The following is a 20,096-nucleotide window of genomic DNA, read 5'->3' as shown; positions in this document are numbered from 1 at the left end:
CCCTAGTGGGCCACCGCGGCCGCGCCGTGCTCGTCGACGAGCGCGCCGGTGGTGAAACGGTCGAGCGAGAAGGGGGCGTTCAGGGCGTGCGGGGTGTCGTGGGCGATGGTGTGGGCGTAGACCCAGCCGACACCCGGGGTGGCCTTGAAACCGCCGGTCCCCCAGCCGCAGTTGAGGTACAGGTTGTCGACGGGGCTGAGGCCGACGATGGGGGAGGCGTCGGGGCTGACGTCGACGATGCCGCCCCAGGTGCGGAGCACATGGGCGCGGGCGAACACCGGGAAGAGCTCCAGGGCCGCCGACATCTGCTCCTCGATGATGTGGAACGCGCCGCGCTGGGTGTAGGAGTTGTAGGCGTCGATGCCCGCGCCCATCACCAGTTCGCCCTTGTGCGCCTGGCTGACGTACACATGCACGGCGTTGGACATCACCACCGTGGGGTGCACCGGCTCCAGCAGTTCGGAGACGAGGGCCTGCAACGGGTGGCTCTGGATGGGCAGTTCGATGCCCGCCATGGCGGCGAGGACCGAGGTGTGGCCGGCCGAGCACAGGGCCACCCTGCCCGCGGCGATGGGGCCGAGCGTGGTCTGCACGCCGACGACCCGGCCGCCGACCACGTCCACTCCGGTGACCTCGCAGTTCTGGATGATGTCGATGCCGGCGGCGTCCGCGGAGCGGGCGAAGCCCCAGGCGACGTAGTCGTGCTTGGCGATGCCGGCGCGCGGCTGGTAGGTGCCGCCGAGGACCGGGTAGCGCACGTCGGGTGAGGTGTTGACGATCGGGCAGACCTCTTTGACCGCTTGCGCGTCGAGCCACTCGGCGTCGACGCCGTTGAGCCGGTTGGCCTCGGCCCGGCGGACGCTGTCGCGGACGTCCTGCAGGCTGTGGGCGAGGTTCAGCACGCCGCGCTGGGAGAAGAGGATCGGGTAGTCGAGCTCCTCCTCCAGTCCTTCCCACAGCTTGAGGGCGTGCTCGTAGATGCCGGCGCTCTCGTCCCACAGGTAGTTGGAGCGGATGATGGTGGTGTTGCGGGCCATGTTGCCGCCCGCGAGCCAGCCCTTCTCCAGGACCGCGACGTTGGTGATGCCGTGGTTCTTCGCCAGGTAGTGGGCGGTGGCCAGGCCGTGGCCGCCGCCGCCCACGATCACCACGTCGTACGACCGCTTGGGCTCGGGGGTGCGCCAGAGCCAGTCGGGGTGGTCGGGCAGGTCGGCGCCGGGGGTGCGAGGAGTCATCGGGCGTCTCCTGAAGGGCCGGAGAGGTGCGGGTAGAGCGGGTGCCTGGCCGCCAGCGCCTCGGTGCGGGCGCGCAGGGCGGCCACGTCCGGCTCGGGCTGGAGGGCCAGCGCGATCACGTCGGCGACCTCGGCGAAATCCGCCTCGGTGAAGCCCCTGGTGGCCAGGGCGGGTGTGCCGATGCGCAGGCCGGAGGTGACCATGGGCGGGCGCGGGTCGAAGGGGACGGCGTTGCGGTTGACGGTGATACCGATCTCGTGCAGGAGGTCCTCTGCGCGCTTGCCGTCGAGTTCGGAGTCGCGCAGGTCGACGAGGACGAGGTGGACGTCCGTGCCGCCCGTCAGCACCTTCACTCCTGCCGTGGCCGCGTCGGGGCGGGTGAGGCGTTCGGCGAGGATGCGGGCGCCGGCCAGGGTGCGGGCCTGGCGCTCGGCGAACTCGGGCGACGCCGCGACCTTGAAGGAGACCGCCTTGGCCGCGATGACGTGCTCCAGCGGGCCGCCCTGCATGCCCGGGAAGACGGCCGAGTTGATCTTCTTGGCGAGGTCGGCGGCGTCGGTGAGGATCACCCCGCCGCGGGGACCGCCGAGGGTCTTGTGCGTGGTGGTGGTGACCACGTGCGCGTGCGGGACGGGGCTCGGGTGCAGTCCGGCGGCGACCAGGCCCGCGAAGTGGGCCATGTCGACCATGAGGAGGGCACCGACCTCGTCGGCGATACGGCGGAAGGCCGCGAAGTCCAGCTGCCTGGGGTACGCCGACCAGCCCGCGATGATCATCTTGGGGCGGTGCTCCTTGGCGAGCCGCTCCACCTCGTCCATGTCGACGAGGTTGTCCGCCTCGGCGACGTGGTAGGGCACGACGTTCAGCATCTTGCCGCTGTAGTTGATGCGCATGCCGTGCGTGAGGTGGCCGCCGTGCGCGAGGTCCAGGCCGAGGACGGTGTCGCCGGGCTGGAGGAGGGCGAAGAACACAGCCGTGTTCGCCTGGGCGCCCGAGTGCGGCTGGACGTTGGCGTAGGCCGCCCCGAAGAGGGACTTGACCCGCTCGATGGCCAGGCGCTCGGTGACATCGACGTGTTCGCAGCCGCCGTAGTAGCGGCGGCCGGGGTAGCCCTCGGCGTACTTGTTGGTCGCGACCGAGCCCTGCGCCTCCATCACGGCGGTGGGCGCGAAGTTCTCGGAGGCGATCATCTCCAGGGTGGACTGCTGGCGGTGCAGCTCGGCGCGGAGGGCTGTGTGGACCTCCGGGTCCAGCTCGGCCAGGGGCGTGTTCAGGGCGTTCATACGGCGGTCGCATTCCTCTCGGCGGCCTCGACGACGTTGGCGAGCAGCATGGCCCGGGTCATGGGTCCCACTCCCCCGGGCATCGGTGCGAGCCATCCGGCGACCTCGGCGGCCTCGGGGTGGACATCGCCGACGAGCCCGTGCTCGGTGCGGGTGATGCCGACGTCCAGGACGGCCGCGCCGGGGCGCAGCATGTCCTTGGTGATCAGTCCGGGCGAGCCGGCCGCCGCGACGACGACGTCCGCCTCGCGTACGTGCCAGGCGAGGCCCTTGGTGCCGGTGTGGCAGAGGGTGACGGTGGCGTTCTCGGAGCGGCGGGTAAGCAGGAGTCCGATGGGCCGTCCGACTGTGATGCCCCGGCCGACGACGCACACCCGTGCTCCGGCGAGCGGGACGTCGTGGCGGCGGAGCAGTTCGACGATGCCGCGCGGGGTGCACGGCAGGGGCGCCTCGACGCCGAGGGTGAGCCGGCCGAGGTTGACCGGGTGCAGTCCGTCGGCGTCCTTGGCGGGGTCCATGCGCTCCAGGACGGCATTGGTGTCCAGGTGGCGCGGCAGCGGCAGCTGGACGATGTATCCGGTGCAGGCCGGGTCGGCGTTGAGTTCGTCGATGACGTCCTCGACCTGCTGCCGGCTTGCGTCGGCGGGCAGTTCGCGGCGCAGGGAGGTGATGCCCACCTGTGCGCAGTCGCGGTGCTTTCCGGCGACGTAGGCGTGGCTGCCGGGGTCGTCGCCGACCAGGACGGTACCGAGGCCCGGCGGGCGTCCGGTGGTGGCGGTCAACTTGGCCACGCTTTCGGCGAGTTCACGACGGATGGCGGCGGCGGTCGCCTTGCCGTCGAGGAGTTGTGCGGTCACCGGTGGTGTTCCTTCCCCTCGGCTAGCCACGGAGGCGGGACATGGACGGGTCGAACAGCGGCTCCTCGGTCACGACCGCCTCGATGCGCTGGTCGAAGTAGCCGATGTGCACGGTCGTGCCGGGCTCGGCCAGTTCCGCCGGGAGCCAGGCGTAGGCGATGCCCTTGCCGATGGTGTAGCCGTACGCGGCGCTGGTGACGTAGCCGACGGCGCGGTCGCCGTCGTACACCGGCTCCTTGCCCATGACGACCGCCCGCGGGTCGTCGATGGTGAGGCAGCTCAGCCTGCGTCGCACGTCGCTCTTGCGCCGCTCCAGCGCGGCCTTGCCGATGAAGTCGCCCTTGTCGAGCTTGACGGCGAAGCCGACACCGGCCTCGTACGGGTCGTGCTCGTAGGTCATGTCGGTGCCGAAGGAGCGGTAGCCCTTCTCCAGGCGGAGGCTGTTGAAGGCGCCGCGGCCGGCGACGATGCCGCCCAGCGGCTCGGCCGCCTGCCACAGGGTGTCCCACAGCTTCAGGCCCTGGTCGGCGGTCGTGTAGAGCTCCCAGCCCAGCTCGCCGACGTACGACAGACGCATCGCCGTGACCGGGACGCTGCCGATGTAGGCGCGCTTGGCGCGGAAGTACTTCAGGCCGTCGTTCGAGAAGTCCTCGTCGGTCAGCGGCTGCAGCACCTCGCGGGCGAGCGGGCCCCACAGGCCGATGCAGCAGGTGCCGGCGGTGATGTCGCGGACCTGGACGCGGCCGTCGGCCGGCAGGTGGCGGGTGAACCAGTCGAGGTCCAGGTTGCCGTTGGCACCGACCTGGAAGAGGTCGCGGGCGAGGCGGGCGACGGTGATGTCACTGCGGATGCCGCCGTCGTGGTCCAGGAGCAGGGTGTACGTCACCGAGCCGACGGACTTGGCGACCTTGCCGGTGACCAGGCCCTCCAGGAAGTCGGCGGCTCCGGGGCCGCTGACCTCCAGGCGCTTGAGGGCGGTCATGTCGTAGAGGGCGACCTTCTCGCGGGTGACCTGGGCCTCGGCGCCGACGATCGGGGACCAGTACTGCGCTGCCCAGTCGTTGGGCGTGGGGATGGAACGGCCCTGCACCCGGCCCGCGTTGGCCTCGTACCACTGGGGCCGCTCCCAGCCGTTCGCCTCCAGGAAGAACGCGCCGTGCTCCTGCTGGCGGACGTAGAACGGGCTGGTGCGGATCGGGCGCGGCTCACCCGAAGGCTGGAGGGGGTGGAGGATGTCGTAGACCTCGACGAAGTTCTGGCAGTCGCGGGCCAGGACGTACTCCGGGGAGAGCTGGTGCGGCTCGAAGCGGTTGACGTCGCACTCGTGCAGGTCGAAGGAGGAGCAGTAGCCGTCGACCAGCCATTCGGCGACGGCCCGGCCGACGCCCGCGGAGTGGGTGACCCAGACGGCCTCGGCGACCCAGAAGCCCTTGACGTCCGGGGACTCGCCGAGCAGCGGGTAGCCGTCGGTGGTGAAGGAGAACAGGCCGTTGATGCCCTCCTCGACCTTGGCCTCGCGGGTCGCGGGCAGCAGGGACTGCGTCTCGGTCCAGGCGGGCACGAAGTCCTCCTCGGTGAACTTCAGGACCGAGGGCATCTGTTCGGCCTGGTCCACGGAGAGGATGTCGTCGGCGGAGACCGGCATCGGGCAGTGTCCGTAGTAGCCGATGCCGAGGCCGTCGAAGCGGTCGCGGTAGTAGAGGTCGGCGTCCTGGTGGCGCAGGATCGGGCGGATGGCCTCCTCGGTCTGGCCGGCCATGGCGGGGACCGGGCCGGTCCAGGCGAGCTGGTGGGCGAGCGGGGTGAGCGGCAGGTTCATCCCGACCATGCGGGCGATCTTCGGGCCCCAGATGCCGGCGCAGCACACGACGATGTCGGCTTCGATCTCGCCCTGGTCGGTCACCACCGCGGTGACGCGGCCCTCGCTCTGGCGCACGTCCAGGACCTCGTGGCGGGCGAGGAAGCGCACGCCGCGCTCGGTGGCCCGGCGGATCTGGGCCTCGACGGCGAGGACGGCCTTGGCGAGGCCGTCGGTGGGGACGAGGAGGCCGCCGAGGATCTTGTCGCGGTCGACCAGCGGGTGCTTCGCCACGCACTCGTCCGGGGTCAGCAGGCGCGCCTCGATGCCCCAGGCGGTGATCCAGCCGTGGCGGCGCCTCAGTTCGGCGAGGCGCTCGGGGCCGGTCGCCACCTCCAGGCCGCCGACCTGGAGGAAGCAGGGCTTGCCGTCCACCTCGAGGGAGCAGAACTTCTCGACGGTGTACCGGGCCAGCTCGGTCATGGTCTTCGAGGGGTTCGTCTGGAAGACCAGGCCCGGGGCGTGCGAGCTGGAGCCCCCGGTCGCCGGGAGGGGGCCCTGGTCGACCACGGTCACCTCGGTCCAGCCGCGGGCGGAGATCTCGTCCGCCAGGGCGGCTCCCACGACGCCCGCTCCGATGATGACCACTCGGGGTCCCGCCATCGCCCAACCTCCGAACTTGAGACCGATTCAGTTGCTTGTTGCGCAACTTGACTCAGGTTGCGCAACTCAATGTGCCTGGCGTCGAGGGGGGTGTCAAGGGGTCGGTGACGCAAGGAAAACGGCCCGGAACACGGCAATGCCCGGCGGGCGGTGCGCACAGGTGCACACCGCCCGCCGGGCGTCCTCGGCCGGCTCTTCCCGACTCGTGCTACTTCAGCCAGACAGCGACCTTGTCACGGTTGGCGTCGACCCACTTCTTGGCCGCCGCGTCGTCCGACATCTTGTCCACGGCGATGTACTTGGCCACCGTGTTCTGGTCGTCGTTCGTCCAGTGGAAGTTCTTCACCAGCTTGTACGCCGGGCTGCCCGACTTGGCGAACTGCGCGCTGACGATCTTGTCCAGGTCGTAGACGGGATAGTCGCAGGCCACCTTCGCCGCGTCGGCGTCGCAGCCCTTGGTGTACGCGGGCAGGTTGACCTTCACGAGCGGCACTTCCGACATGAACCACTGCGGCTCGTAGAAGTAGCCGATCACCCACTGCTTGTTCTTCTCGGCGGTGCGGTAGGCCTGGATGAGCGCGGTCTCGCTGCCCGCGTACACCACCTTGAAGTTCAGCTTCAGGTTCGTGACGAGGGCGGCGTCATTGGTGACGTACGACGGGTCCCCGTCGAGCAGCTGGCCCTTGCCGCCCGACTCGGAGGTCTTGAATTTGTCGGCGTACTTGTTCAGGTTCTTCCAGTCGGTGATGTCCGGGTGGGCCTTGGCCAGCCACGGCGGCACGAACCAGCCGATGACACCCTTGTTGCCCGTCGAGCCCGCCTCCACGGCGGTCTTCTGCCCGGTGATGTACTTCTGCTTCAGGTCGTCGTGGCCCCAGTTCTCCAGGACGGCGTCGACCTCGCCGGTCCCGAAGCCCTGCCAGGCGATCTCCTCCTTCAGGTCCTTCTTGTTGACCGTACAGCCGAGGTCGTGCTGCGCCACGTACGCGACGACCGCCGCGTCCGCCTCGTAGCCGACCCACGGGTTGACCGCCAGATTGAAGGTGCCGCACTTGCCGCCCGAGGACTTCGAGCCGGCCGAGGTGCTGTCGCCGACCTTCGCGCCCGAGCAGGCCGTGAGGGTGAGGCCGAGTACGGCCAGGCCGGCCGCGCCGGCTCGCCAGTGTCTTGCCATGGTGTCGTGCTCCTTATGCCCTGGTGCGTCGCGCCGCAGCCTGAGTGATCCGGTCGAACATGACTCCCAGCAGTACGATGGCGATCCCTGCCGCCAGCCCCTTCCCGTACAGCTGTCCCTGCGAGAATCCGGCCACGACGTCGTAGCCGAGGGCGCCCGCCCCTACCAGGCCGCCCACCACAACCATCGACAGCACATAGATCAGGCCCTGGTTGGTCGCGAGGGTCAGGGCGCTGCGTGCCATCGGCAGCTGGACCTTGGTGATGATCTGCCAGGTGTTGCACCCGGCGGAGGTGGCCGCCTCCACGGTGGACTCGGACACGTTCCGCACACCGTCCGCGATGATCTTGATGGCGACGGGCGCCGCGTAGACGACGGCCGCGACGATCGCGGTGAACCGGGTGGCGCCGAAGAGGGCCAGGAACGGCACGAGATAGACGAACGGCGGCATGACCTGTGCGGCGTCCAGAGTGGGCCGCACGATCCGGTCCACGAGTTGACTGCGCCCCATCCACACACCGAAGACGACGCCGAACAGCATCACGAGCACCGTGGCCACGGCGGTCGAGGCAAGGGTCGTCATGCTGTCCGACCACACACCCGTGCCGACGAGCAGCCCCACGCACACGGCGGCCGTGGCTACGGCACGCCGGCCGCCGAGCACCGCGCCGAGCCCGACCAGGGTGACACCGACGAGCCACCACGGGGAGTCGGTGAGCAGCGTCTGGAACGGGTTCAGCAGACCGTTGGTGATGACGTCCCGGACGCCGTTGGTCAGTCCCGAGAAATGGTCCTGCAGCCAGGTGGTCGTCGTGTCGGCCGCGCTCGCGATGTGGCTGCCGGTGCTGCCGTTGCCGGGGAACTCGGCCGCCCAGACATAGGTGTGGGACAGGTAGACGAGGACGGCGGCGCCGGCCCCGCCCGCCACCAGCAGGGGACGGCGCCACCGCGCCAGGCGGCCGGTGCTGCGCCGGGCGGTGTCGGCGCGTCCGGCCGCCGCGGTGGTGACCCGGTCGAGCACGATGGCCATGACGACGATGGCCAGGCCTGCGTTGAAGGCCGTGCCGACGTCGAGCGACTGCAGGGCCTGTACGACGGTCTTGCCGAGGCCGGGCGCGTCGATCAGGGCGGCGATGGTCACCATGGCCAGGGCGGCCATGATGGTCTGGTTGACGCCCATGACCACCGTCCGCTTCGACATCGGCAGCAGCACCTTCAGCAGTTGCTGCGAGCGCGTGGTGCCGAGCGAGTCCGCCGCCTCGACGGTGGTCTTCGGCACCGAGCGGATGGCGTGCGCGGTGATGCGGATGGCGGGCGGTGCCGCGTAGATCACCGTGGTGATGACGGCGGAGGCCCCGCCGATGAGGAAGATCAGGGTCAGCGGGGCGAGGTAGACGAAGGTCGGCATCGTCTGCATGAAGTCCAGGAAGGGCGTCATGATCCGGTTGAACCGGTCGGAGAGACCGGCCCACACGCCCAGCGGGATGCCGATGAGCAGCGCCACCAGGACCGCCGACAGGGTCAGCGCCAGGGTGTCCATGCTCTCCTGCCACAGGCCCTGCAGCCCGAAGAAGGTGAAGCCCGCGACGGCCAGCAGCGCGACCCGCCAGTTGCCCACGGCCCAGGAGACATAGCCGGTGAGTCCGACGACGCCGAGCCAGCCGATCTGCGGGACCGGGCGGGTGCCGGCGGGCTGGGAGATCAGGGACTGGACGAAGGTGACCAGGTTGTCGATGACCAGCCGGATCTCGTTGAAGAAGTACAGGAAGAGCGGGTTGGAGTTGCGGTTGGCCCCGATGCTGTCGTTGAGGTCGTTCAGCCGGCGGTGCAGGCTCGTGAGGTCGGCGGCGGCGAGGGTCAGCGTCTGCCGGCCGCGCAGTACGGCGAAGAGCACCAGCCAGGCCAGCAGGATCGCCGCCACCAGCATGGGGCGGCTGACCTTCCTGCGCAGCGTCGCGACCGGCGCGGTCGCGTCGGCGACGGCGGCCATCACGCACCGCCTTCCTGACCGGCTGCCTGTCCTGCGACGACGGAGAGGATCTCCTCGTCGCCGACGATGCCGAGCAGCTTGCCGTTCTCCACGACCCTGACCGGCCGGTGGGCGGCCAGCACGGTCCGGGTGGCCTCGCGCACCACGACATCGGGGCCCAACTCCGGTCCGTCGAGGGCGTCTTCGGGTTCCACCGGGCGCATGATCCAGCGCAGGGTGAGGACGTCGCCGCGCGGCACGTCCTTCACGAAGTCGCGTACGTAGTCGTCCGCCGGGGCGCCGACGAGTTCGTCGCCGGTGCCGCACTGGACCATCTTCCCGTCCCGCATGATCAGGATGCGGTCGCCGAGCTTCAGGGCCTCGGACAGGTCGTGGGTGATGAACACCATGGTCTTGCCGACCTCGTGGTGCAGGCGGATGACCTCGCTCTGCATGTCGCGGCGGATCAGGGGGTCGAGCGCGGAGAACGGCTCGTCGAAGAAGAGGACGTCGGGATCGCCGGCGAGGGCGCGGGCGAGGCCGACGCGTTGCTGCATGCCGCCGGAGAGCTGGTCGGGGTAGGAGTTCTCGTATCCGGCGAGGCCCACCAGCTCGACGACCTCCAGGGCCTTCTTGGTGCGCTCGGCCTTGCCCATGCCCCGTATCTCCAGGCCGAACGCCACGTTGTCGACGACCCTGCGGTGTGGCAGCAGACCGAAGTGCTGGAAGACCATGGAGAACTTGCTGCGCCGCAGTTCGCGCAGCCGCCTCGGGTCGGCGCCACGGATGTCCTCGCCCTCGAAGACGACTTCTCCGGCGGTGGGTTCGATCAGCCGGGTCAGACATCGCACCAGGGTGGACTTGCCGGAGCCGGACAGGCCCATCACCACGAAGACCTCGCCGGGCGACACCTCGAAGTCGACGTCCCGCACGGCGGCGGTGCATCCGGTGCGGTCCATGAGCTCGCGGCGGGTGAGTCCGCACAGCTCCTTCGAGCCCGGCACTTCGTCGGCCTTGGGCCCGAACACCTTCCACAGCCGGCGCACGGAGATGACCGGGGTGCGGTCCTTGGGGTCCTGGGACGTGTCGCGCCGCTGCGACACCTCGGTCTGTGCTGGGGTCATGATCGACCTCTCTTCGGCGTTCAGCCGCGGAACCAGTGCTGCGGCCGGGGTTGGATGTTCTGCCAGACGTGCTTGGGCTCTCGGTACTCGTCGAGGCCGGTCGGCCCCAGCTCGCGGCCCACGCCCGAGCGCCCGAACCCACCCCATTCCGCTTGCGGCACATAGGGGTGGTAGTCGTTGATCCACACGGTGCCGTGGCGCAGCCTGCGGGCCACCCGCTGGGCCCTGCCCGCGTCCTGCGTCCAGACGGCTCCGGCGAGGCCGTACTCCGTGTCGTTGGCGATGCGGACGGCGTCGTCCTCGTCGTGGAAGCGCTCGACGGTGAGCACGGGTCCGAAGGACTCCTCGTGCACCACGCGCATGTCCTGCCGGCACTCGTCGAGGACGGTGGGCGGGTAGTAGAAGCCGCCCGCGAGCGCGGGATCGTCGGGGCGTGCGCCGCCGCAGCGCAGTACGGCGCCCTCGGCGAGACCGGCGGCGACGTAGGCCTCGACCTTCTCCCGGTGCTGTGCGGAGATCAGCGGTCCGGTCTCGGCCTCGGGGTCGAAGGGTCCGCCGAGGCGGATGAGCCGGGCGCGGCGCACGACCTCGTCGACGAAGGCGTCGTGGACCGAGTCCTCGACGATCAGGCGGGCGCCGGCCGAGCAGACCTGCCCGGAGTGCAGGAAGACGGCGGTGAGCGCGAAGTCGACGGCCGTTTCGAAGTCGGCGTCGGCGAAGACCACGTTGGGGTTCTTCCCGCCGAGTTCCAGCGCGACCTTCTTCACCGTCGCCGCCGCGGTGGCCATGATGTGCCGCCCCGTCTCCAGGCCTCCCGTGAAGGACACCATGTCGACGGCCGGGTGGTCGGCCAGCGGCGCTCCCGCCTCGGCTCCGGCGCCCAGCACCAGATTGGCGGCGCCCGCCGGGAGCCCCGCCTCCTCAAGGGCCTTCATCAGCAGGATGGAGGTGGAGGGGGTCAGCTCGCTGGGCTTGAGGACCACGGTGTTGCCGGCGAGAAGGGCCGGGGCGATCTTCCAACTGGCCTGGAGCAGCGGGTAGTTCCAGGGGGTGATCAGTCCGCACACGCCGACGGGCTCGTAGGTGACCCGGCTGAGGGCGTCGTCGCGTCCGGTGTCGACCACCCGTCCGGCGCTGGTGCCGGCGATGCCGCCGTAGTAGCGGAAGCAGGCGACGACGTCGGCGATGTCGTACTCGCTCTCGACCAGGCGCTTGCCGGTGTCGAGCGACTCGGCGCGGGCGAACTCCTTGGCGTCGCGCTCGATGACGTCGGCCGTGCGCAGCAGCAGTGCGCCGCGCTCCCGCTCGGGGGTGCGGGGCCAGGGGCCTTCGTCGAAGGCGCGCCGGGCGGCGGCGATCGCCGCCTCGGTGTCGGGGCGGGTCGCCTCCGAGACCGTCGCGACCGGCGTGCCGTCCGCCGGGCAGCGGATCTCCCGGTGGCCGCCGGCCACCGCAGCGCGCCATTCTCCGTCCACGTACAGATCTGCCACGGCCGCGCCCTTCGAAGGAGCTCGTTGCGTATTCGTTGCGTATTGCGCACTGCATTGCTTGTGGTGGAACACCCTGTCCGACCGGGCCGACGCCCGTCAAGGGGTCGGCGGATGCCGATTTCAGGCGGCGAGCCGGTCCAGCAGGGCCCGGCGCCAGCGCTCTGTCTCGGCGATCTGGTTGAAGGTGAACAGGTGCAGGCCGGCCACCGCGGCCGCGGGTCCGGTCAGCGCCTCGGCTCCGCGGCCGAGCAGCCGCTCGGGGGCGTATCCGCCGGGTGCCGCGAACCGCAGGAACCAGGAGGGGTGCCGGGTGAGAAAGCGCGTCGACTCCCCCACTCCGATCTTCGTCGCCATGGCCAGCAGCTTCGTCCGCTGCACGGGTCCGGCGACGCCCACGTACACGGGCAGGGTGATGCGGCGGCGCCGGATCCTGGTGAGCCAGTCGCCGAGGACGCGCGGGTCGAAGCACAGGTTGCTGACGATGTACGTGGCGTGCGTCCGCTTGTCCCACATCGACTGGATGGTGATGTCGTCGTGGATGAACGGATGGCTCTCCGGATAGCCCGTGATGCCCAGGTCGGCGAAGGGGCTGCCCAGGTCGCCGAGACCGCGCAGCACCGGCAGAGCCCCGTCGTACGGCCCGGCCGGCGGATCGGCGTCGCCGGCCGGCACGAAGACGTCGTCGACACCCGCCGCACGCAGCCGTTCGGCCACGTCCTTCAGTTGTGCGTCGTCCCGCAGCAGCCGTGCGGGCACGTGCGGGACGACGCGGTAGCCGTGCGCCGCGAGCCGCTCGGTGAGGCCGAGCGTCGGCTCCAGCCCCCTGACCGGCGACGCCGTGACGGTGACCACGACGTCGCGGGGCACATGGGCGAGGACCTTCTCCTCGGTCGCCCTCGCCGGCAGCACCTCGTAGCGGACGCGGCCGAGCAGCGCCCGCAGGGCCTCGGCGCCCATGGTCTACCCGGCCTGCTTCTGGGCGTCGCGGTGCCGGTAGTACACGGCCTTCGACGGCTCCAGCGGCTCCTTGCCGAGGATGAGGTCGGCCGCCTTCTCGGCGATCATCATCACCGGTGCGTAGATGTTGCCGTTGGTGACGTACGGCATCACCGAGGCGTCCACCACGCGCAGCCCGGCGAGGCCGTGCACCCGCATGCTCTGCGGGTCGACGACGGACATCTCGTCGGTGCCCATCTTGCAGGTGCACGAGGGGTGCAGGGCGGTCTCGCCCTCCTTGGCCACCCAGGCGAGGATCTCCTCGTCGGTCTCGACGGAGGGTCCGGGCGAGACCTCGCCGTCGTTGTAGGGGGCGAGGGCGGGCTGGTTGAGGATCCTGCGGGCGACGCGGATGGCCTCGACCCATTCCCGGCGGTCCTGCTCGGTGGAGAGGTAGTTGAAGCGCAGCGCCGGCTTCTCCCGCGGGTCCCTGCTCCTGATCTTCACCGAGCCGATGGCGTCCGAGTACATGGGCCCGACGTGCACCTGGTACCCGTGGCCGCCGGCCGGCGAGGAGCCGTCGTAGCGGACGGCGACCGGCAGGAAGTGGAACATCAGGTTGGGGTAGTCCACGTCCTCGTTGCTGCGGGCGAAGCCGCCCGCCTCGAAGTGGTTGGTGGCCGCGGGGCCCGTGCGGAACAGCCACTGCAGGCCGATGAAGGGGGCGCGCCACTTCGCCATGTACGGCTGCATGGAGACCGGCTGCTTGCAGGCGTACTGGACGTACACCTCCAGGTGGTCCTGCATGTTCTCGCCGACGCCCGGCAGGTCGTGGACGACGTCGATGCCGAGGGCGGACAGTTCGGCGGCGTTGCCGACACCGGAGAGCTGCAGCAGCTGCGGGGAGTTGATCGCGCCGCCGCACAGGATGACCTCGCCGGCCCGGACCTGCTGGGGGGCGCCCCTGCCGCGCCGGAACTCAACCCCGACGGCCCGCTTGCCCTCGAAGAGCACCCGGGTGACCAGGGCACGCGTCCTCACCGTGAGGTTCGGCCGCTTCATCGCGGGCTTGAGGTAGGCCTTGGAGGCCGACAGCCGGCGCCCGCGGTGGACGTTGCGGTCGAACTTGGCGAAGCCTTCCTGGCGGTAGCCGTTGACGTCGTCCGTCGGGGCGTAGCCCGCCTCCTGGGTGGCCTTGAGGAAGGCGGTGAAGAGCGGGTTGGTCGCGGGCCCGCGCTCGAGGACGAGGGGGCCGTCATGGCCGCGGAACTCGTCGTCCGGGTCGGCCGCCAGACAGTTCTCCATCCGGCGGAAGTACGGCAGGCAGTGGGCGTAGTCCCAGGTTTCCATGCCGGGGTCGGCCGCCCAGCGCTCGTAGTCCATGGGGTTGCCGCGCTGGAAGATCATGCCGTTGATGCTGCTGGAACCGCCGAGCACCTTGCCGCGGGCGTGGTAGATGCGCCGGCCGCCCATGTGGGGCTCGGGCTCGGACTCGTACTTCCAGTCGTAGAAGCGGCTGCCTATGGGGTAGGTCAGCGCCGCGGGCATGTGGATGAAGACGTCCCAGGGGTAGTCGGAGCGGCCGGCCTCCAGGACGAGCACCCGGTTGCCGGGGTCGGCCGAGAGCCGGTTCGCCAGTGCGCTGCCGGCCGACCCACCGCCGACGATGACGAAGTCGTACTGCAAGGGAGCCATGGTGCCTCGTCTCGCTCGCGTCGTTGATGTGCCGGGCATGCTAGTACGGGTATCGCTATGCGCACTAGGTTGCGGACGGCGCAACTTGTAAGATCTTTGTTCACAGCGCGTTACTTGCTAGAGGGTTGTTTACTGCGCGTATAGTTTCGCTATGAGCAACTACAGTCCGGATACCGAAACGAACGGCTCGCCACCCGGCGGAGTGCAGTCCGTCGACCGCGCCATCAGCGTCCTGGAGATCCTGGCCCAGCGTGGCGAGGCCGGCGTCAGCGAGGTGGCCGGCGAGATCGATGTGCACAAGTCGACCGCGTTCCGCCTGCTCGGCGCCCTGGAGGCGCGCGGTCTCGTGGAGCAGTCGGGCGAGCGCGGAAAGTACCGGCTCGGCTTCGGCATCGTACGCCTGGCGGGCGCCGTCACGGGACGCATCGACATCACCCAGCAGGGGCGTCCGGTGTGCGAGCGCCTGGCCGAGGAGATCGGCGAGACCGTCAACATCGCCGTGATGCAGGAGCACTATGCGATCAACCTCTACCAGGTGCGCGGCACGGCCGCCGTCACCGCGCACAACTGGGTCGGCCAGCTGACCCCGCTGCACGCCACCTCCAGCGGCAAGATCATGCTGGCCCACCTGCCCGCCAAGGAGCGCGCCGCGCTGCTGACGGATGCCGGCCTGAAGAAGCTGACCCCCCACACGATCTCCTCGAAGGCGAAGCTGGAGAAGAACCTCGCCGCGGCCCGCGAGCGCGGCTACGCCTGGACGCTGGAGGAGCTGGAGATCGGGCTGCACGCCATGGCCGCCCCGATCCGTGACCGGGAGGGTCAGGTCATCGCGTCGATCAGCGCCTCGGGGCCCTCCTACCGCTTCACCGAGGAGCGCATGCACGAGCTGGCTCCGGTGCTGGTCAAGGGCGCGGAGGAGATCAGCCACCGGATGGGATACCTCGGCTGAGCGCACGGAGCACGACCGCCGCACGGCCCGCGTACGCCCCCCGCGCGGGCCACGGGCGCTCCGTCACTCCGGATGGCGCGTACCGAGACGCTCGTTCACCCAGCCGTGGAAGGCGCCGATGTGGTGCTCGCTGGGCACGAGCACGCCGCCCTTGGCGTACAGCCGTGAGCTCATCCCCGGCTGGGTGCGTTCGCAGGCGTCGAAGTCCTGGCGGTTGACCCGGTCGAAGAGCTCCACGGAGCGGCTGACGTCCTTGCCGCTCTCCACGACGTGCGGCAGGTAGAGCCAGTCGCACTCGACGACCGTGCGGTCGACGGCCACCGGGTACATGCGGTGGAAGATCACATGGTCGGGGACGAGGTTGATGAAGACCTGCGGCTTGACGGTGATCGCGTAGTAGCGGCGGTCCTGGTCCTCGGACACGCCGGGAATGCGGTCCAGGCCCTCGCTGCCGTCGACGGTGAAGCCCTGGATCTCCTCGCCGAACTCCGCGCCGTGGCCGACGTAGTACTGGGCCGCGTAGCCGTCCGCGAACTCCGGGAGGACTTCGGTCAGTTCGGGGTGGATCGTGGCGCAGTGGTAGCACTCCATGAAGTTCTCGATGATGAGCTTCCAGTTCGCCTTGACGTCGTAGACGATCCGCTTGCCGACCGAGAGGTTCTCGACGTCGTAGCGCTCGATCGACTCGACATCGCCGAGGCGTTCGACGACCGCGCCGATCACGTCCTCCTCGAAGGAGGGCGGGTTCTCCGCGAGGCACACCCAGACATAGCCGAGCCATTCGCGGACGGCCACGCTCACCAGGCCGTACTCGGTGCGGCCGACGTCGGGCATCTTTGTCAGGTTGGGGGCCGCGACGAGCTTGCCGTTCAGGTCGTAGGTCCAGGCGTGGTAGGGGCACTGGAAGGCCCGCTTGACCTCGCCCGTCTCGTCGGTGCAGAGCTTGGCTCCGCGGTGCCGGCACACGTTGAAGTAGGCGCGGACGGAGTTGTCCCGGGCACGGGTGACCAGGATGCTCTCGCGGCCCACGTCCACGGTGCGGAAGGCACCGGGCCTGGCCAGGTCGGAGGAGCGGGCGACGCAGAACCACATCGCCTCGAAGATGCGCTCCTGTTCCTGGGCGAAGATGCCGGGATCCGTGTAGGCGGAGCCGGGGAGAGTGGCGATCAGGCTGTCCGGCAGGCTGGTCGAGGTCACAGTGCACTCCTCGGGAATGTGGCCCCTTGGGAGGGGCAAGGGGGTGGTGTCACGACGCGGCGGAGGCGAACTGCTTGCGCCGGCGGGTGAACAGCCGCGGCTGGTTCATGCCGAGCACGGCGACCGGCCGGTCGGCCCTGCGGTAGACCGCCAGAAAACTGCGGTCGTCGGTCGAGCCCTCCTCGACCGTCACGCTGTCGGCCCCGGCGGCGTGGCCGACGAACTGGATCTTCACGCCGTACTGATCGGACCAGAAGTACGGCGGCCGGGGCACACCCGGCTCCGTCGCACCGTGGGCGAGGAGAGCGGCGACGGCGGCGTCCGGCCGTTCCAGCGCGCCGGTCCAGTGCTCGACCCGGCGGTGGACCCCGGTGTGCGGGTCGTACCAGCTGGCGCAGTCGCCGACGGCGACCACCCCGGCGACACTGGTGCGGCCGTCGGCACCGCACTTCACGCCGTTGTCGAGGGCGACACCGGATCCCTCCAGCCACTCGACACAGGGGCGCGCGCCCACGCCGACGACGACGGTGTCGGCGGGGATGCTGCGCCCGTCCTCCAGCAGCACGGCGTCCACCCGGCGCTCCCCGCTCAGCCCCTTCACGCCGACCCCGCACAGCAGCCGCACACCGTGATCGGCATGGAGGGCGGAGACGATCCTGCCCATGGCCTCGCCGAGCGGTCCGGCCAGCGGCGTCGGCGCCGCCTCGACCACCGTCACGTCGAGGCCGAGGGCGTACGCCGTGGAGGCGACCTCGGCGCCGACGAACCCGCCGCCGATCACCACCACCCGTCCGCCCCGGGCCAGGTCGTCCCTCAGGGCCCGGGCGTCGTCCAGCGTGCGCAGCACATGGACGCCGGCGAGGCCTTCGGTGCCGGGCAGGGTGCGGGCGGCGGCGCCGGTCGCGATGACCACGCCGTCGGCGCGCAGCTCCCGGCCGTCGGCGAGCCGGATCGCCCGCTCGGTGCGGTCGAGTCCGGTGGCACGGGCGCCGAGCACCCACTCGGCCTGGAGCTCCTCGTCGTCCCGCTCCAGGGCCAGTTCCGCCTCGCCGACGGCACCGGTGAGGAACTCCTTGGACAACGGCGGTCTGTCGTAGGGGCGGTGGAGCTCGGCGCCGACGACGACCAGCCGGCCGTCGTACCCCCGCTTGCGCAGCGAGCGCGCGGCCGACAGGCCGGCCAGCGAGGCGCCCACCACGGCGACGGTCCTCACGCGGGGCCTCCGGCCAGGCGGGCGGCGACGCACGGCGGCAGGTTGGGTGCCTCGGTGGACAGCCGCACGTAGACCATGCCGTCCTCGACCACGACCTCGTGGGTGCGGACCGGGAGCTTGGCCGGCGGGGCGTCCACGGCCCCGGACCGCAGGTCGAACTTGGAGGCGTGCAGGGGACATTCCACCTCGCAGCCCTCCAGCCAGCCGTCGGCGAGCGACGCGTCCTGGTGGGTGCAGGTGTCGTCGATGGCGAAGAGCTCGCCGTCGTCGGTGTGGAACACCGAAACGGGCGGGTCGATGTCGAGCCGGTGGGCCTCGCCTCGCGGCAGATCCACGAGTCGGCACGCGGGAATCATCATGACACCTCGGTGCGTATAGCGAAACGGATTGCGATTAGCGCAACGCCAGTGTGCTGGCCGCTCTGAAGCGTTGTCAAGGCGTCCAGAGGCCTGTTTGCACGGTGTCCGGCGACCGATTTCCGGGCACGCCGGAGCGACCTCGAAAGTGCAGGTCAGCAGGCGGATCAGCGGGGGGTGGCGGGGTGCGGCGACGGCCCTGCCGCCGGTGCCGTCCACGTCGGTCCGTCACCGGGGCAGGGCCGCTTCTCGCCGGGCGGTCAGAAGCCGCGCTCGATCCACTCCTGAAGGTGCGGCGCCTCGGCGCCGATGGTGGTGGCGTCGCCGTGACCGGTGTGCACGACGGTGTCGTCCGGCAGGGCCAGGAGGCGTTCCCTGATCGAACGGATGATGGTGGGGAAGTCGCTGTACGACCGTCCCGTCGCCCCCGGCCCGCCGGCGAACAGGGTGTCGCCGCTGAACAGCGCGGACAGGCGCGGGGCGTACAGGCACACGGCTCCGGGGGCATGTCCCGGGGTGTGCAGCACGGTCAGCTCCACTCCGGCGACGGTGAGGCGCTGCCCGTCGGTCAGCTCGCCGTCGGGCGCCCGCTCGGGGTGGGTCTGTTTCCACAGCGGCAGATCGTCGGGGTGCAGCAGGATCGGGGCGCCGGTCCGGGCCGCGAGGTCGGGTGCGGCGTCGATGTGGTCGTTGTGCGCGTGGGTGCACACGATCGCCCGCAGGGTGCGCTCGCCGATGGCCCGGGCGATGGCATCGGCGTCGTGAGCGGCGTCGATCACGACCGCCTCGGTGTCGTCACCCACGATCCACACGTTGTTGTCGACGTCCCAGGTGCCGCCGTCCAGAGAGAACGTCCCCGAGGTGACGAGTCGTTCGACGCGGGCGCCCGCCGTCCCGCCCGGCATCACAGGACCACCACGGAACGCAGCACGTCCCCGCCGTGCATCCGCTCGAAGGCCTTCTCGACCTCGTCCAGCGCGATGGTCTCGGTGACGAAGGCGTCCAGGTCGAGCCGGCCCTGCAGATAGAGGTCGATGAGCATCGGGAAGTCACGCGAGGGCAGACAGTCGCCGTACCAGGACGACTTGAGGGCGCCGCCGCGGCCGAAGACGTCCAGCAGGGGCAGTTCGAGCTTCATCTCGGGGGTGGGGACGCCGACGAGGACGACGGTGCCGGCGAGGTCGCGGGCGTAGAAGGCCTGCCGGTACGTCTCCGGGCGGCCGACGGCCTCGATGACGACGTCGGCGCCGAAGCCACCGGTCAGCTCGCGCACCGCGTCGACCGCGTCGGCCTGCCTGGAGTTGACCGTGTGGGTCGCGCCCAGCTTCTTCGCGGTGTCCAGCTTGCGGTCGTCGATGTCCACGGCGATGATCCTCGCCGCACCCGCCAGCCTCGATCCGACGACCGCCGCGGCTCCCACACCGCCACACCCGATCACGGCGACGGTGTCCCCACGGCCCACGTTCCCCGTGTTGATGGCCGCGCCGAGGCCGGCCATGACGCCGCAGCCGAGCAGCCCGGCCGCGGCGGGCGAGGCGGCCCGGTCGACCTTGGTGCACTGGCCGGCCGCTACGAGCGTCTTCTCGGCGAAGGCGCCGATGCCGAGCGCCGGCGACAGCTCCGTGCCGTCCGCCAGGGTCATCCTCTGCTTGGCATTGTGCGTGTTGAAGCAGTACCAGGGCCGCCCGCGCAGACAGGCCCTGCACTGACCGCACACGGCACGCCAGTTCAGGATCACGAAGTCACCGGGCGCCACCTCGGTGACCCCCGCACCGACCGCCTCGACCACGCCCGCGGCCTCATGCCCCAACAGGTACGGGAACTCGTCGCCGATACCGCCCTCGCGATAGTGCAGATCGGTGTGGCAGACCCCGCAGGCCTCGATCTTGACCAGCGCCTCGCCCGGCCCCGGATCGGGCACGACGATGGTTTCCAGACTGACAGGGGCACCCTTGCTCCGCGCGACGACACCACGGACCTGCTGGGACATGGCCACTCCTCGGCTCACAGCGGATCGAGACGTTGCCTATTACGGCACACCTCTCACGTTTCGCAACACAGCATCGCGGAGGCCGAAGCGGCGGTCAAGGATCCGTCAGCCGTCAAAGAGTTCGCCAACGACTCGGCCGGCCGAGTCGTTGGCGATGGGGTGCCCCT

16 protein-coding genes are annotated in these 20,096 nt (G+C 70.4%); 1 reads left to right on the top strand and 15 read right to left on the bottom strand.

Features of this window, described 5'->3' with window-relative positions; genetic code table 11:
* Positions 1–2: 2 nt before the first annotated feature.
* The 10 genes from ACWC2T_RS29230 to betA all read right to left on the bottom strand — a co-directional run bounded on the left by ACWC2T_RS29230 (position 3) and on the right by betA (position 14,224).
* Positions 3–1,235: a sarcosine oxidase subunit beta family protein gene (locus ACWC2T_RS29230; RefSeq protein WP_450673337.1), complete on the bottom strand. Its 1,233-nt coding sequence runs from the start codon at positions 1,233–1,235 to the stop codon at positions 3–5.
* A complete protein-coding gene (gene glyA / locus ACWC2T_RS29225; protein WP_450673336.1) occupies positions 1,232–2,518 on the bottom strand; it encodes a serine hydroxymethyltransferase in 1,287 nt (428 codons plus the stop codon). Before glyA ends, ACWC2T_RS29230 begins: the two co-directional genes overlap by 4 nt.
* Positions 2,515–3,375, bottom strand: a complete 861-nt coding sequence (locus ACWC2T_RS29220; protein ID WP_450673335.1) for a bifunctional methylenetetrahydrofolate dehydrogenase/methenyltetrahydrofolate cyclohydrolase — start codon at positions 3,373–3,375, stop codon at positions 2,515–2,517. Before ACWC2T_RS29220 ends, glyA begins: the two co-directional genes overlap by 4 nt.
* 22 nt (positions 3,376–3,397) lie before the next feature.
* Positions 3,398–5,836 (bottom strand): GcvT family protein, encoded by a 2,439-nt coding sequence (locus ACWC2T_RS29215; protein ID WP_450673334.1) that lies wholly within the window; start codon positions 5,834–5,836, stop codon positions 3,398–3,400.
* Positions 5,837–6,044: 208 nt separating this feature from the next.
* Complete coding sequence (locus ACWC2T_RS29210; protein ID WP_450673333.1) at positions 6,045–7,010, bottom strand: ABC transporter substrate-binding protein; 966 nt, start codon at positions 7,008–7,010, stop codon at positions 6,045–6,047.
* A gap of 13 nt (positions 7,011–7,023) precedes the next feature.
* Positions 7,024–9,000 carry an ABC transporter permease gene (locus ACWC2T_RS29205; protein WP_450673332.1) on the bottom strand — a complete coding sequence of 659 codons (1,977 nt, stop codon included), beginning with the start codon at positions 8,998–9,000 and terminating at the stop codon, positions 7,024–7,026.
* Positions 9,000–10,103 (bottom strand): quaternary amine ABC transporter ATP-binding protein, encoded by a 1,104-nt coding sequence (locus tag ACWC2T_RS29200; RefSeq protein ID WP_450673331.1) that lies wholly within the window; start codon positions 10,101–10,103, stop codon positions 9,000–9,002. The genes ACWC2T_RS29205 and ACWC2T_RS29200 overlap by 1 nt, the downstream gene beginning before the upstream one ends.
* A 20-nt stretch (positions 10,104–10,123) precedes the next feature.
* A complete protein-coding gene (locus ACWC2T_RS29195) occupies positions 10,124–11,593 on the bottom strand; it encodes an aldehyde dehydrogenase family protein (protein ID WP_450673330.1) in 1,470 nt (489 codons plus the stop codon).
* A gap of 120 nt (positions 11,594–11,713) precedes the next feature.
* Entirely contained in the window at positions 11,714–12,550 is an 837-nt protein-coding gene (locus ACWC2T_RS29190) for a 5,10-methylenetetrahydrofolate reductase (RefSeq protein ID WP_450673329.1), read from the bottom strand.
* 3 nt (positions 12,551–12,553) lie between these two features.
* Positions 12,554–14,224 carry a choline dehydrogenase gene (betA, locus tag ACWC2T_RS29185; protein WP_450673328.1) on the bottom strand — a complete coding sequence of 557 codons (1,671 nt, stop codon included), beginning with the start codon at positions 14,222–14,224 and terminating at the stop codon, positions 12,554–12,556.
* 151 nt (positions 14,225–14,375) lie between these two features.
* Here betA and ACWC2T_RS29180 point away from each other — a divergent pair, with 151 nt between their 5' ends.
* On the top strand, positions 14,376–15,173 hold the full coding sequence (locus ACWC2T_RS29180) for an IclR family transcriptional regulator (RefSeq protein WP_351213326.1): 798 nt from the start codon (positions 14,376–14,378) through the stop codon (positions 15,171–15,173).
* A gap of 63 nt (positions 15,174–15,236) precedes the next feature.
* On the opposite strand, the gene ACWC2T_RS29175 is transcribed toward ACWC2T_RS29180, so the two are convergent.
* The 5 genes from ACWC2T_RS29175 to ACWC2T_RS29155 form a co-directional block, all read right to left on the bottom strand.
* The gene (locus tag ACWC2T_RS29175; protein ID WP_450673327.1) at positions 15,237–16,370 is read right to left on the bottom strand and encodes an aromatic ring-hydroxylating oxygenase subunit alpha; all 1,134 of its coding nucleotides are present in this window, start codon (positions 16,368–16,370) and stop codon (positions 15,237–15,239) included.
* Positions 16,371–16,419: 49 nt separating this feature from the next.
* On the bottom strand, positions 16,420–17,583 hold the full coding sequence (locus tag ACWC2T_RS29170) for an NAD(P)/FAD-dependent oxidoreductase (protein ID WP_450673326.1): 1,164 nt from the start codon (positions 17,581–17,583) through the stop codon (positions 16,420–16,422).
* The gene (locus tag ACWC2T_RS29165; RefSeq protein WP_450673325.1) at positions 17,580–17,942 is read right to left on the bottom strand and encodes a bifunctional 3-phenylpropionate/cinnamic acid dioxygenase ferredoxin subunit; all 363 of its coding nucleotides are present in this window, start codon (positions 17,940–17,942) and stop codon (positions 17,580–17,582) included. Before ACWC2T_RS29165 ends, ACWC2T_RS29170 begins: the two co-directional genes overlap by 4 nt.
* Positions 17,943–18,199: 257 nt before the next feature.
* Entirely contained in the window at positions 18,200–18,844 is a 645-nt protein-coding gene (locus ACWC2T_RS29160) for an MBL fold metallo-hydrolase (protein ID WP_450673324.1), read from the bottom strand.
* Positions 18,844–19,929, bottom strand: coding sequence for an S-(hydroxymethyl)mycothiol dehydrogenase (locus ACWC2T_RS29155; protein ID WP_450673323.1), 1,086 nt, complete (start codon positions 19,927–19,929; stop codon positions 18,844–18,846). The genes ACWC2T_RS29160 and ACWC2T_RS29155 overlap by 1 nt, the downstream gene beginning before the upstream one ends.
* Between the last annotated feature and the right edge of the window lie 167 nt (positions 19,930–20,096).

The sequence above is a fragment of the Streptomyces sp. NPDC001393 genome, assembly GCF_053597455.1.
The sequence above is the reverse complement of the archived record's forward strand: the minus strand, read 5'-3'. Positions and strand labels throughout refer to the sequence as shown.

Bases quoted from the DNA above. Each gene is read 5' to 3' on its own strand.
- ACWC2T_RS29230 (WP_450673337.1), bottom strand. From the start codon at position 1,235: ATGACTCCTCGCACCCCCGGCGCCGACCTGCCCGACCACCCCGACTGG.
- glyA (WP_450673336.1), bottom strand. From the start codon at position 2,518: ATGAACGCCCTGAACACGCCCCTGGCCGAGCTGGACCCGGAGGTCCAC.
- ACWC2T_RS29215 (WP_450673334.1), bottom strand. From the start codon at position 5,836: ATGGCGGGACCCCGAGTGGTCATCATCGGAGCGGGCGTCGTGGGAGCC.
- ACWC2T_RS29210 (WP_450673333.1), bottom strand. From the start codon at position 7,010: ATGGCAAGACACTGGCGAGCCGGCGCGGCCGGCCTGGCCGTACTCGGC.
- ACWC2T_RS29205 (WP_450673332.1), bottom strand. From the start codon at position 9,000: ATGGCCGCCGTCGCCGACGCGACCGCGCCGGTCGCGACGCTGCGCAGG.
- ACWC2T_RS29200 (WP_450673331.1), bottom strand. From the start codon at position 10,103: ATGACCCCAGCACAGACCGAGGTGTCGCAGCGGCGCGACACGTCCCAG.
- ACWC2T_RS29190 (WP_450673329.1), bottom strand. From the start codon at position 12,550: ATGGGCGCCGAGGCCCTGCGGGCGCTGCTCGGCCGCGTCCGCTACGAG.
- betA (WP_450673328.1), bottom strand. From the start codon at position 14,224: ATGGCTCCCTTGCAGTACGACTTCGTCATCGTCGGCGGTGGGTCGGCC.
- ACWC2T_RS29180 (WP_351213326.1), top strand. From the start codon at position 14,376: ATGAGCAACTACAGTCCGGATACCGAAACGAACGGCTCGCCACCCGGC.
- ACWC2T_RS29165 (WP_450673325.1), bottom strand. From the start codon at position 17,942: ATGATGATTCCCGCGTGCCGACTCGTGGATCTGCCGCGAGGCGAGGCC.
- ACWC2T_RS29160 (WP_450673324.1), bottom strand. From the start codon at position 18,844: ATGCCGGGCGGGACGGCGGGCGCCCGCGTCGAACGACTCGTCACCTCG.
- ACWC2T_RS29155 (WP_450673323.1), bottom strand. From the start codon at position 19,929: ATGTCCCAGCAGGTCCGTGGTGTCGTCGCGCGGAGCAAGGGTGCCCCT.